Genomic DNA, 13,079 nt, shown 5'->3' with positions numbered 1-13,079 from the left:
GCCGGTATGAGTATCGAAAAGAAAGGTGAGAATCCTTTCCACCGAAAGCCCGAGGGTTCCTGAGCAACGATCGTCGTCTCAGGGTAAGTCGGGACCTAAGCCGAGGCGGAGACGCATAGGCGATGGACAACAGGTTGAAATTCCTGTACCGGATACAATCGTTTGAGCGATGGAGCGACGCAGAAAGGCATATGATCGCGCGACTGGAAGAGCGCGTCCAAGTGCGTATGTTGAATCGGAGGCAAATCCCTGATTCTAAAAGCAGAGACACGATGGGGAGTTATACGAAAGTATGACGAACTCATAGATCCTACACTGCCAAGAAAAACTTCTAGTGAGAAAGTATCCGCCCGTACCGTAAACCGACACAGGTAGGCGGGGAGAGAATCCTAAGGTGCGCGGGAAAACCCTCGTTAAGGAACTCGGCAAATTGCATCCGTAACTTAGGGAGAAGGATGACCTTAAGTAAGCGAAAGGGAGAAACCCCTGGAACAGAACAAGGTGGCAGAAAAGAGGCCCAAGCAACTGTTTACCAAAAACACAGGTGCCTGCGAAAGCGAAAGCTGAAGTATAGGTGCTGACGCCTGCCCGGTGCTGGAAGGTTAAGGAGAGATGTCAGAGCAATCGAAGCATTGAACTGAAGCCCCAGTGAACGGCGGCCGTAACTATAACGGTCCTAAGGTAGCGAAATTCCTTGTCGGGTAAGTTCCGACCCGCATGAAAGGCGTAATGATTTGGGCACTGTCTCAACGAGGGGCCCGGTGAAATTGAAATACCTGTGAAGATGCAGGTTACCCGCGACTGGACAGAAAGACCCCATGGAGCTTCACTGCAGCTTGAGATTGAATCTCGGTGATGCATGCACAGGATAGGTGGGAGACTTTGAAGTATGGGCTTTGGCTTATACTGAGTCGATGTTGGGATACCACCCTTGTATTGCTGAGATTCTAACACGGAGGCTAACAACCTCGTGGACCATCTCAGGTAGGCGGTTTGACTGGGGCGGTCGCCTCCGAAAGAGTAACGGAGGCGCCCAAAGGTTCCCTCAGGTCGGACAGAAACCGACCGAAGAGTGCAAAGGCAGAAGGGAGCTTGACTGCGAGACAGACAAGTCGAGCAGAGACGAAAGTCGGGCTTAGTGATCCGGTGGTACTGTGTGGAAAGGCCATCGCTCAACGGATAAAAGCTACCCTGGGGATAACAGGCTAATCTCTCCCAAGAGTTCATATCGACGGGGAGGTTTGGCACCTCGATGTCGGCTCATCACATCCTGGAGCTGGAGTAGGTTCCAAGGGTTGGGCTGTTCGCCCATTAAAGTGGTACGCGAGCTGGGTTCAAAACGTCGTGAGACAGTTTGGTTCATATCCATCGCGGGCGCAAGAAGTTTGAGGGAGGCTGCTCCTAGTACGAGAGGACCGGAGTGGACGGATCAACGGTGTACCAGTTGTCACGCCAGTGGCACGGCTGGAAAGCCGCATCCGGAAAGGATAAACGCTGAAAGCATCTAAGCGTGAAGCCCGTCCCGAGATGAGACTTCTCATCAGCAATGAGTAAGACCCCTTAAAGACGATGAGGTTGATAGGCTGTGAGTGGAAGGCCCGTAAGGGTTGGAGCGACGCAGTACTAATAGGTCGAGGTCTTAACTTGAATTTCACAAGCGCGACCAAGTGGCGGAAGCCCTTCGGAAAACTTTTCTTCTATATAGTTTTGAGAGAACAGACACTCTCAACGATTCAGTGGCGATAGCTATGAGGATACACCCGTACCCATGCCGAACACGGTAGTTAAGCTCACAAACGCCGAAAGTACTTGGCTGGAAGCGGCCCGGGAGGATAGGAAGCTGCTGATTAACTAAAAAGGATCAATCATGTGAATGGTTGGTCCTTTTTACTTTGTCTTACATTCTTGGTTGGCTGGAATCGCCGGGAGGAACAAGCCGCTGATTAATATGAAAGCACATCTGCAAATCTGCATACGAAAGCACCCGAGCGCCGCCTTTTTTTATTGGGCGATGCCCGAAAGTGGTATTCAAGTCACGGGTTACCAGTCATAACAACGATATGAGTAGCCCCTTAGAGAAGGGGCGCGCCAAAGGCGCAGGATAGAGTGCCTCGAAGAGGCACAACTCTACGCAGCGGTATGAAAAACTATGTGAGACTATCCGTTTCCCTTAAACGTCATCCCGACCGAAGTGGAGGGATCTTTTTTGCAGACCGGTAAACCGTGAGCGAGGGAAAGGCGAAAAAGGAGGCACCAAGGTGTCGTTTGAGTGAGGGCGCATGTGTGCATATGGCGGCAGTGCAATAAAGATCCCTCGGCTGCGCTCGGGATGACGGTACTTGGGGAGCGGATAGATTCACAAGGGCGGCTTCGCCGCCTTTTTTAGAGGATGGTAATCTCGTATCGCAGCCTTCCCCTCGAGGGGAAGGTGCCCCGCAGGGGCGGATAGGGTGACTATGGTATGAAAGACAGAAGGTCGCATAGGGGAAAGAGAGGCGCATTTGTGCTGCTTGCGAAAGCACCTGAGCGCCGCCTTTTTTTATTGGGCGATGCCCGAAAGTGGTATTCAAGTCACGGGTTGCCAGTCATAACAACGATATGAGTAGCCCCTTAGAGAAGGGGCGCGCCAAAGGCGCAGGATAGAGTGCCTCGAAGAGACGCAAGTCCCTCGCAACAGGGGGGAACGCGTCTGGCGAAAGTTGCATACGTAGGGAGCTGTATGAAAGACGATGCGGGGTGATCCCCTTCCGTGTGTCATTTCGAGCGATAGCGAGACATCTTTTTCGCTCACCGTGAAACGGTGTATGCGTGTGAATGAAAATGGGAAACCTGTCTTCCGTGGATTGGGCGTATGGATGGGGAATTCATATTTCCCATTGCTGCATTTCTATGAACCTGCTAGAGTATAGCTATATAATGATTTCGTCATTCAGGAAGGAGACTCTTTATGGAGCTGATGAACCGGATCCGAGAGCGTGTCGTGGCGTGGCAGAAGAAGCGGGTGCGGACGGTCGTATTTCCTTTGGCGGGGAAGCTCTGCGCTGTGGAGACGGTAGAAGGAAAGCGACTGGGACAGTGGCAGGCGGACTACGATGGTGATACGCCAAATTTGAAAGAGTGTTTCCTCTCACTGAAGGCTGCCGGACTTCGAGGGAAGAAGCTCTGGCTTTTGGTGAATGCAGAGTCGCTTCGATGGAGCAGGAAAAGATATCCGCAGATGACGGAGGAGGAATTTGCTGAATCGATGGAGTGGGAGGCAGATCGCGTCTTTCATACCGAGGAAGCGATCGCCATGGGGCATCGTGTGCTCTCTCATGATGAAGAGGGCTGGGAAGCACTCTTGCATGCATTGCCGCGCGTGGATCTCGGGGCTTGGGAGATAGGAGCGCATGAGGCGGGGCTTACCATCACCCGTGCCTTTCCTGTGACGGATATTCCTTTGCAAGAGGGAGCGCACTTTATTCTATATATGCGCCGCCGTTCGGCGATGCTTCTTTTCCGCAGCGGGGATCTCTGGGAGAGCCGCATCCTGCATCTGGCAGATGAGGGCAAGGCTTCGCTGTTCATAGAGCGGCAGATGGATCTGTATGGGATGTCTTCTCTTCCATGTTTTCTGGTTCCGCTGGAGAGCTGTGGGACTAAGGAGCGGACAGCATGGCTTTCTTACCTGGAAAAGGAGCTGACTCTTCTTGCGGCAGAAGGGACAGAGGACGAGGGGAGCAAGGCAGTCACGCTCGAAACGGAGCATCTGGAGGAAGGCGGATACTGGGATGATGCTATGCGTGTGGTGCTTGCTGTAAGTCATGCGGGGACGGCATTGCCTCTTCTCATGGGAGAGCGTCCTTTTCTGACGGAGGAGAATCGAAAGCTTCGCATCGCGCAGGGAGCATGTGCGCTCGGCGTAGCCTTTTTCCTCTTTTCCTGTGCATCCTTTCTTTCGGCTTATCGGGAGGATAAGGCGCAGCTGGCGGAGAATGAGGCGCTGTTTCCAATGAAAGTGAAGAGGGCGGAGATGAAAAAGGCGAGTGAGGAGGAAGAAGCTCTGCTTGCGATGCTAAAGGAAGAGGAGGCCAAAGATCCGCACTGGGAGCAGCGTCTGGTATTGCTTGCTGATGGTATGCCGCAAGGTGTCGTGCTATCGGAGATCTCCGCAGAGGGAGAGGATGTCCTTTTGAAAGGGACTTCACAGAAGACGACCGATCTTTCGAATTTCACAGGCCATCTCACGCGAGCGTGGGGCGGCCTCACGGAGCTGAAGAGTCGGAAGAAGAATACACGCACGGGGCTCTTTGAGTTTACCGTCCGCTGGAAAAAGGAAACGACGAGGAAGTCGCCGTAGGTATTGCTTTTATCAATAATGGCAGAAGACGGAGGCGTGGGCAAAAGTGATTTGCACATGCGCGAAGTTTTTTTGAAAATGGTCATATAGGCTGGCTGCAACTGATAGGTGCCTTTTGTGTGGCAGGATATCATGCAGGGATCCCAGACTTGGGAAGCAAGGTGGATTGTGCCGGGACATCTACATTGAATGGACGAATGAAAAAGTGTATCCCCTTGATCAGACATCCGTAGCGATATCTGATCGATAGTACGTGTCTGGACGTAGATCATCTGAATACATTATCTTACTGCGATTGGCGGAAGGTATGCGGTTCAATATTCAAGAAAACGCGATGACTGAAATCGCGCTTTTTTATTGCACAAACCCGCTCTAAGACGGTATAATAATAAATAACTGTAGGCTGAGAGAGTATGGCTTTGTGGTATCCGAGACGCTATGTCAGAGAAGATTTTGAGAGAGTGTCTGGTACTCGCAGTTCAACTTCTGTAGTGAAACTGATTTCCTATAAGGAGGGCATGATGATGAAAATGAAAAGACTGGCGGTCTGTGCACTGGCGGCGGCGATGATCGGTGCAGGCGCATTGACGCAGGTATCGGCTTTCAATCTGGGCAGTGTCCTTGGCGGTGTGGTCAAGGTCGGCGGTATTGCGATACTGGTCGATAAATATGGCGCTTCTATCAATAGCGCGATCAATTCGGTCATGATGAAAGAAGGCGCCGGCACGAATTACGCCACAAAGGTGGTGCCGATCGTCAGCATTGGAAATAAAGGATATATCGGGGCCGCGCAGGTCATCGGCGATGCCGATCAGGTAGAGAAGGTGAAGGCGGTCGGGCAGCTGGAGATCAGCTGGAATGACAAGCTGTTCCGTATCAAGGGGCTCATCCCGATGGATAGTGTGAATCCGACCTCGTTCTCCCGTGTTCAGGGCGTTGGCGTGTCGGCAGTGATCGATGTTCGGGTGTGATGGGCGCTGGAAAAGACAGGGAGACCAAGCGGCTTTTGGATGGGAGGATCCGTTTTTCCATAGTCCTTCGGACATAGCCCTGTCTTCATAAGAAGAAGCGGTCACCTGAACCATGAACTTTTACTATTTGATTATTTTCGGAGGAATATATGAGAAAAGCATTACTGGCAGCAGGATTGGCTGCATTGATGGCGATGCCTGTCATGGCAGAGGATGTGGCAACGCTGGCGGAAAAGATCGACCGTGTAGATGAAGTCCTCTATGGTTCGGTGCAGAGCGGGTCTCTCATCGGCCGTGCGGATCAGGCGGATAATGTGATCTACGGCGTGGGGAATACATCGGCCAGCGGACTTGATCATCGTATCGACAATCTGTATGCGGATGTGGTGAGAAATGACAACGATCGCACTCCGGCGATTTCGAACCGTATGAATGCGATGGAATACTATCTGACGGATGAGATCAGCACGGATAATCTGACGGTCCGCATGGATAATCTGGAAAAAGCGGTGCTGGGCGAAGCGAAGAAGGGGGCTTTGGATGAACGTATGCAGAGCCTGGAGCAGGCAGTCTATGGAGACCAGCACTATGAAATGAAGACGGTCCAGCTGCCGGCGGATACGGTCTTCAAAGTGGCACTGAATGATGATGTGGGCAGCAAGACGAGCCAGGTCGGAGATCCGGTCTCCTTCACGGTACAGGAAGATGTTCTGGTCGGTGATGTGCTGGTGCTGCCTCGCGGCACACAGGGCAGTGGCGTGGTAACGGAAGTCAGCCGCCCGAAAAGCTTTGGCCGCAGCGGCAAGGTCGATGTCTCCTTCGATCAGGTATTCTCTGTGGATGACGAAGCGATCCCGACTGTGCTGGGACCGGAAGCCAAGGAAAAGCTGAAGATGGAAGCAGCGGCTGTCGGCGCCTCTACCATCGGCGCGCTGGCTCTGGGGCCGATCGGTCTTGTGGGCGGGCTTTTTGTCAAAGGTAAGGATGCTGTGCTCCCCGCTGGCAGCGAGCTCTATATCCAGACGGCGCAGCCTGTCACGACGAAGGGGCTGGTACTCCGTGAAGGCGCGCCGCACATCGTCCTTAGAAAGCATGTCGTGCGCACAGCTTCTGCGGCCACTGCAACTGCGGCAGAGGATAATCAGGTGACGGCGACGGCTGCGCCGGAGACCGCAGCTCCTGCGCCAAAGGCAGAAATCAGTGACAGTGCCAAAGCGGAACTGGAAGCAGCCCGTGAAAAGGATTCTACAGTAAAGGAAACGGCAGACTCCGCCAAGACCGATAATGAGGCAGCTTCTGTCGTGATCATGAGAAATGAATAATCATAACTGGAAAAAGGCGGTGCTTCTTTCTGCCCTTCTGCTGCCTTCGCTGGCTGCTGAAGCGGCGGCGGCACCTGTTTCCCCAAAGCTGCCGCCAGAGGATACCACCCATGTGGAGTATTCCGTCAGCGAGGGTGTACTGCGGCCTTCCTATGACGGGGAGGAGACACGGGAAACGGCCAAAAAGGATAAAGACAGGAAAAAGAATAAGGAAACGGCGGATACCGGGATTTCCAAAGAGCATCCGGCTACGGTCGTGGCTGATAAAATGCGCTACAATGATACCACGGGAGAGGTGGCAGCTTTCGGGCGCGTAGAGATCAAGCACATGATGGATACCTACCAGACCGAGTATGTCTATGGAAATACGATCTCTCAAAAGTATGTCGTCCCGGGGGAGCTTGTCTGGAAGAATCCGACGACAGATCTCAAGGCGGCGCGCGCTGACTATGACGCGAAGGCCGCTGTCGGACATTTCGAAAAGGTGTCCGGCTGGGACAGCGGGACGTACTATTTTCAGGGCGAAAGCGGTACATATGACAAGAATGCCAATCACATAGTGATCGAGCATGGCTACTTCACGACGAAGCATGCGGTGGCGAAGGTGCCGGACTATCGCATTGAGGCTGACTCCATCGATATTTATCCGGGGGATAAGTATATCGCGCATAATGTAAAGCTCATGGCGAAGAATACGGTCCTTGTGACGCTTTCGACGTACAAGGGTTCCCTTCAGAAGAAGCGGGTTAGCCCGTTCACACTGATTCCGCGTCCGATGTTTGACAGTGACAATGGTTTCGGACTGCATAACCGGATCGAGATCCCGCTCGATGCGGATATGAATCTGACGGCGTATATGGAAAACCGCTGGTACACGAAGGCAGGATACAAACCGGATGTAGGTGTGCGCTATCAGACGCCGGTAGGCGGCTTGAATTTCCACTATGCCGAAGAGGAAAGCAGCACGAATGATGATGGCGGTATCTGGGTCAAGAAACGGCCGTCGCTGGAATTTGACTCGAAGCATTTTTACCTCGGTGGCTCACGCTTCTACGTGGGCGCGAAGGGGGAAATCGGTTACTGGGAAGAAGACGGGCGCAAAGGACAGCATAAGAGCTACGATGCTTATATTTCCAGTGATCCATGGAAGCTCGGGAAATTCATGCGTTTTTCATGGCGCGCCGGCTATATGAGAGACTACTACAGCTATAACGGCGGGAACATCCGAAAAAACACCTATTACAGCATGGGGCTTTCCGGCGGCTACCGCAGCGTGCAGGGCTGGATCTATTATACGGATCGTGAAATCAATGGCTTTACGCCGTATCGCTACGACTCGTACACCAGTGATAAGCCGCTCGACTTTGGCGTGCGCGTGCAGCCGACGAAGAATGATGCTTTCAGTCTGGCATGGACGGTCGATACCAAGTATGGCCGTCTGAACCATCGCTACTGGACCTACTACCGCGACATGCATTCCTTCTATGCCTGGATCCGCTACGATGATATCGAAAGGGAAACCCAGTTCATGCTGATGCCGAAGGATTTTAGATTCTAGGAAATGCTGATTCGCTCGGACAATGATCGGATCCGTATTTCCCTTACGGCGGGTGAGCCTGTATCGGTCACTTTTTTCGGAGGTGCTCCATGGATAAAAAATGGGCACTGCCGCTGGGGCTTGCCCTTGTGGCTCTTCTGATCCTCTGGGGATCGCTGGGCATGGGGACAGCGTCGAAGCTGTTTCCTGAAAAAACCAAGGCGATGCCTCCCGTGACTGCATCGGAAGGGGCTTCTTCCTCTTCGATGCTTCCGCAGGAAGAGAGCCGCCGCGTCTATGATGCATCATCCTATATCAGGGGAAAGCCGCTTGCTGACCCCTTCCATATGGAGGCGATGACGGAAAAGACGATGCCTGTGGAAACGGCAGGCGTCTCTTTGCCTTCTTCTGCGCCTCGCACGGCGAATTTCTCTGCCGGATCGGCAAAAGAGAAAAGGGCGTACGCATCTGATGTGCCGCGTCTCATGGGTGTCATGTCATTTGGCAGTGAGAAGCGAGCGGTCATAGAGGTCCATGGGGTGACGTACACGGTCAAAGAAGGAGAGCAGGCAGGACTATGGAATGTTTCCAGCATACAGGGAAAGACGGTCACACTCGCCGGTGCTTCTGGCGTTTTCACACTCAGCACCCGCTGATAAGAACGGCGGGGGCTGTTTTTTGCTGTGCATTTTTGCTTTGCAGCGGTATTTCTGTCCGGGCGCTGGATCTGGATACCAGCGCACATGAGACGATGGCCGAAGAGCTTTCCTCCCGCGATCTCCGGATGCCGGAGAAAAAGTCGGGTGAGGCCATTGTACAGATGGCGCCAGCCCCGGAGGAGAAGAAGGTCAGCCTGCATGTGAGCGACGCTCCTGTGGCAGAGGTACTGCGGGGACTCGCGGAGATGACGGGAGAGAATGTCATTTTCTCTTCTCACGTGAAGGAGCGGGTCACGGCCAGTCTGGATGATGTGACGCCGGAAGAAGCGATGACATCCATCATGGCGGCCTGTGGACTTGCCGGGCGGAAAGAGGGAAGTACGCTTATTATTTTTTCCTCCGTAACGGAGAAAGAGTCCGGCATCTTTGCGAAGTCATACCGCCTTTCCTATGCGAATGCCAAGGAAGTTGCCGAAAGCCTGACGGACATGGTATCCAAAGGCAAGGTGTCTTATAACCAGTCGGCCAATACCGTGCTTGTGAGTGGGACGCCGGCCGAGCTGATGCAGGTGGATGCGCTCCTTCGCGGTATGGATATCCCCGAAAAGCAGGTGAAGGTGGAGGCGGAAGTCATCGCAGTCAATAAAAGCTCGGCCAAAGAGCTGGGGCTGGACTGGAATTTCAAAAGCCTCACCGGCAGCGCGGACTATGACCGTGACAGCTGGACGGAGCAGCACTATGTACTGGGGGAAGATGGAAATATCAAGTACGACAGTGATGGAAATCCCAAGATCCGAAACATTGAAAAAAGCGGCTGGGACGTCACGATCCCTGATGGCTATGCCGGGATCTCCTATGGACGTGCGCCGGGCGGGCATCCCTACACCTTCTTCTTTCAGGCAAATCTCAATGCACTGGTCACTAAAGGCAAGGCAAAAGTACTGGCAAAGCCGCACGTCGTCACGATGAATGGGAGGAAAGCCGACATCCTGATCGGGAGCCGCATCCCGGTCATCGTAGAGCATATGGAAAATGGCGTGAAGACCACGACGACAGAGTACAAGGACGCAGGCATCAAGCTCACATATACCCCCATTATCAGTGCGGACAATGAGATCACCGCTGATGTGGAAGCAGAAGTCTCGACGCCCTACCTTGTCCCTGAGATGAAAGCGTACCGCATCATCACGCGCTCGGCGAATACGATGGTGCGTCTGGCATCCGGGCAGCTCCTGGCTATCGGCGGTCTCATCGATAAAGAGGAAGGGAAGACCTTCCGCAAAGTACCTATTTTAGGAGACATCCCGCTTCTGGGAAAACTCTTCCAAAGTCATGGGAAAAGTCTGGAGGAGTCGGAAATCATTATACTTATCAGGGCGGATGTCATCGAATAAAGGGGGCTGGTAACTAGGAGACTAGGAGACATCAGACTCCCATATCGTCATTTCGAGCGAAGCGAGAAATCTTCCTTGCAGACCGATAAACGAAGAATGTGTGAACGCAGAAATACGTAGCACCAAGGCGTCGTTTCCCTGTATGTGCTTATGTGATACTGACTGCAGTGCAAGAAAGATCCCTCGGTTGCGCTTTCGATGATGATATGGTGAAGGGATACCCCAAAAAAGTTTGAAAGCAGGGATGAGTGACTGGTGACTAGGAATTAGTGGCTAGGGATTAGGTTTTCGATACGAGAAAACCGCTAATTTCAAATCTCCGCGGCGCTTAGATCCTTCGACTCAGTTCTCCTATTTCAGATAAGCCATTTCCTAGCACACGACGTTTTTCTCCGCTCAGGATGACGAAATGCGCCGCACCAACCCCTTTGAACCCGTAGAACCCGCGCCCCCTCTTTCATACGCAATCGAGGGTTAGCACGTTCTACGGGCTAACCCTGAACCCTGAACCTATAAACTATTTTTATAGACCGACATGCTACATGCCGGCCACGGAGTATTACTATGGCAATTCTACGTATCAACGGTCTGTCGAAATCCTTCGGCATCAAGACTGTCTTTGAAAATGTGTCCTTTGACATCCGAAGCGGGGAACGCATCGGTCTGGTCGGTGCGAATGGCGCGGGCAAGACGACGCTCCTGAAATGCATTCGCGGTGACGAGGAATACGATAAAGGCTCCGTCAAGGCGAGCGACGGTGCCATCATCGGCTACCTCCGTCAGGATTTCAATTACACCTCCCATACCATCCGCGAGGAAATGGAGGAGGCGTGGCGGGATGTCCTCTTTTATAAAGATCGCATCGAAGCGCTGACGAAAGAGCTCGAGCAGCACAAGGACGATGAGAAGCTCATTGAGCAGTATGGCAAGGCGGAAGAGCGATTTGAATTCTTAGGCGGTTATGATTATGAGTCGATGACGAAAAAGATCCTGACCGGGCTCGGCTTCAGAGAGGAGGATTGGGACAGAGACATCCACGCCTTCTCCGGCGGGCAGAAGGTTCGTATCAACCTTGCCGCCGCCTTCGTGCGCCATCCGGATTTCCTTCTCCTGGACGAACCGACGAACCACCTCGACATGGGCATGCTCGAGTGGCTCGAAGACTACCTGCGCTCGTACAAAGGCGGGATCCTCATGATCTCCCATGACCGCTATTTCCTGGATGCAGCGGCGACGGGGATCATCGATCTGGAGAACCATCATATCCGAAGCTTCCGCGGAGGCTACTCGCGCTATCTGGAGACAAAGACGAACCAGGACAAAGCCTACCAGAAGGCTTACGACAAGCAGCAGGAGCACATCAAGGAAACGGAAGAGTATATCCGACGCTACAAGGCAGGCATCAAGGCGAAGCAGGCGCGCGGCCGCCAGTCACAGCTGAACCGCCTCGAGCGTCTCGATAAGCCTGTTCATCAGGCGACGCTCCGTTTCCACTTTGATCCGCCGCAGGAATGTGCGGAGAAGGTACTCGACATCGTGCGTGCGAAAGCCTCCTACAAGGATCATCTGATCTTTCAGGATCTGAACCTTCACATCAAAAAAGGGGAAGTACTCGGCCTCATCGGCCCGAATGGCGCGGGCAAGACCACGCTTCTGAAGCTCATCACGGGAGAAAAGACGGCAGACAGCGGCATCATCCAGCTCGGCAATAATGTGAAGATGGGCTACTACTCGCAGGAGCAGGAGCGACTCCATCCCGAGCTTTCCGTCCTTGACGAAGTGCGTGACACCTTCAATTTCGGAGAGAAGGAAGCCAGAAATATCCTCGGTATGTTCCTGTTCCGCGGCGATGACGTATTCAAGCAGGTCGCCATGCTCTCCGGCGGAGAGAAGGCACGTCTCTCGCTCCTGTGCCTCTTTCTCGAGAAACCGAATTTCCTCATCCTCGACGAACCGACGAACCATCTCGATATCCCTACGAGGGAGATCATGGAGCAGGCCATCCAGGCCTTCGGCGGCACCTCACTCGTCGTCTCGCATGACCGCTATTTCTTGGATAAGATCACGACCCGCATCGTAGAAATGGAACATGGAAAGCTCACCGAGTACCTCGGGAACTACAGCTACTATAAAGAGAAAAAGCTCGACCTCGAAGCCTTTGAAAAAGACCGCAGCGGGGAAGAGACTGTAGAAGAAGAGCCGGAGGAAGATAAGACTGCGCCTGAGAAGGAACACCAGAAGAAGCAGGAAGTCTCGGCCGTAGAAAGGGAAAAACTCAACCATGTGGAAATGGAGATCGGCCGCCTCGAAGCGACGGTCAAGATGTACACCGCGCAGATGAGCATGGATCCGGACAACTATGCAGATCTCGCCGCCGAGTACGACGAAACACAGAAAAAGCTCGAAGCTCTCTATGAGAAATGGGACGAGCTTGCCGCGAAAATGGAATAGGAAACCTAGAGGAGAGGCGCCTTTCGAAAAATACGGATGGCATCCGCCCCTTCGATCTCCGCTCTTTCCTCTGGTATGAACTGTCCGCTCGGGATGACGGTGCAGTGAAGAAATGATATTCCCATATCGTCATCCTGACTGAAATGAAGTGCGCTTTTCGTCGGCCATGACACCGTTGATGGGATGAAAACGGGCAATAGAAAACAACGTATCGGAGAGCGTGCATACGGCGCTTCAGGCGAATGGTTCAGCCTTCACGAAAAAATTATTTTCCTACTCTTGCGTATACGTGGTATAATAAATTGTATTTCCGAATATATGATAACTTGACGGCTTCACCATAGCGTGAAGTCATCATCAAAAAAAAGTGCGCCTAGGCGCAATAGGTTGCCCGAGGGGGAAAAGG

At 53.0% G+C, this 13,079-nt stretch carries 7 protein-coding genes and 2 rRNA genes (1 of these 9 cut by a window edge); all 9 read left to right on the top strand.

The features are described 5' to 3' along the window. Nucleotides 1-1,647: ribosomal RNA gene (locus tag ACGG9R_RS07690) — 23S ribosomal RNA — on the top strand; it begins 1,279 nt to the left of the window's first position. Nucleotides 1,648-1,732: 85 nt separating this feature from the next. Further along, nucleotides 1,733-1,849, top strand: a 5S ribosomal RNA gene (gene rrf, locus ACGG9R_RS07685). Between the two features lie 1,098 nt (nucleotides 1,850-2,947). Continuing rightward, nucleotides 2,948-4,339 (top strand): hypothetical protein, encoded by a 1,392-nt coding sequence (locus ACGG9R_RS07680; RefSeq protein ID WP_390153521.1) that lies wholly within the window; start codon nucleotides 2,948-2,950, stop codon nucleotides 4,337-4,339. Between the two features lie 524 nt (nucleotides 4,340-4,863). Then, on the top strand, nucleotides 4,864-5,310 hold the full coding sequence (locus tag ACGG9R_RS07675) for a hypothetical protein (protein ID WP_390155129.1): 447 nt from the start codon (nucleotides 4,864-4,866) through the stop codon (nucleotides 5,308-5,310). Between the two features lie 149 nt (nucleotides 5,311-5,459). After that, on the top strand, nucleotides 5,460-6,632 hold the full coding sequence (locus ACGG9R_RS07670; protein ID WP_390153518.1) for a hypothetical protein: 1,173 nt from the start codon (nucleotides 5,460-5,462) through the stop codon (nucleotides 6,630-6,632). Beyond that, nucleotides 6,625-8,190, top strand: a complete 1,566-nt coding sequence (locus ACGG9R_RS07665) for a hypothetical protein (protein ID WP_390153515.1) — start codon at nucleotides 6,625-6,627, stop codon at nucleotides 8,188-8,190. Before ACGG9R_RS07670 ends, ACGG9R_RS07665 begins: the two co-directional genes overlap by 8 nt. Nucleotides 8,191-8,279: 89 nt before the next feature. Next, entirely contained in the window at nucleotides 8,280-8,825 is a 546-nt protein-coding gene (locus tag ACGG9R_RS07660) for a hypothetical protein (RefSeq protein WP_390153512.1), read from the top strand. Between the two features lie 35 nt (nucleotides 8,826-8,860). Next, nucleotides 8,861-10,222: a type II secretion system protein GspD gene (locus ACGG9R_RS07655; RefSeq protein ID WP_390153509.1), complete on the top strand. Its 1,362-nt coding sequence runs from the start codon at nucleotides 8,861-8,863 to the stop codon at nucleotides 10,220-10,222. Nucleotides 10,223-10,786: 564 nt separating this feature from the next. Continuing rightward, on the top strand, nucleotides 10,787-12,673 hold the full coding sequence (locus ACGG9R_RS07650; protein WP_390153506.1) for an ABC-F family ATP-binding cassette domain-containing protein: 1,887 nt from the start codon (nucleotides 10,787-10,789) through the stop codon (nucleotides 12,671-12,673). The last annotated feature ends 406 nt before the right edge of the window (nucleotides 12,674-13,079 follow it).

This window comes from Dialister sp. i34-0019-2H8, from assembly GCF_042846925.1.
Classification (GTDB): domain Bacteria; phylum Bacillota; class Negativicutes; order Veillonellales; family Dialisteraceae; genus Dialister.
The sequence above is the reverse complement of the archived record's forward strand: the minus strand, read 5'-3'. Positions and strand labels throughout refer to the sequence as shown.

What these genes read in the sequence shown, in the direction of transcription:
- ACGG9R_RS07680 (WP_390153521.1), top strand. Translation starts at nt 2,948, where the DNA reads ATGGAGCTGATGAACCGGATCCGAGAGCGTGTCGTGGCGTGGCAGAAG.
- ACGG9R_RS07675 (WP_390155129.1), top strand. Translation starts at nt 4,864, where the DNA reads ATGAAAATGAAAAGACTGGCGGTCTGTGCACTGGCGGCGGCGATGATC.
- ACGG9R_RS07670 (WP_390153518.1), top strand. Translation starts at nt 5,460, where the DNA reads ATGAGAAAAGCATTACTGGCAGCAGGATTGGCTGCATTGATGGCGATG.
- ACGG9R_RS07665 (WP_390153515.1), top strand. Translation starts at nt 6,625, where the DNA reads ATGAATAATCATAACTGGAAAAAGGCGGTGCTTCTTTCTGCCCTTCTG.
- ACGG9R_RS07660 (WP_390153512.1), top strand. Translation starts at nt 8,280, where the DNA reads ATGGATAAAAAATGGGCACTGCCGCTGGGGCTTGCCCTTGTGGCTCTT.
- ACGG9R_RS07650 (WP_390153506.1), top strand. Translation starts at nt 10,787, where the DNA reads ATGGCAATTCTACGTATCAACGGTCTGTCGAAATCCTTCGGCATCAAG.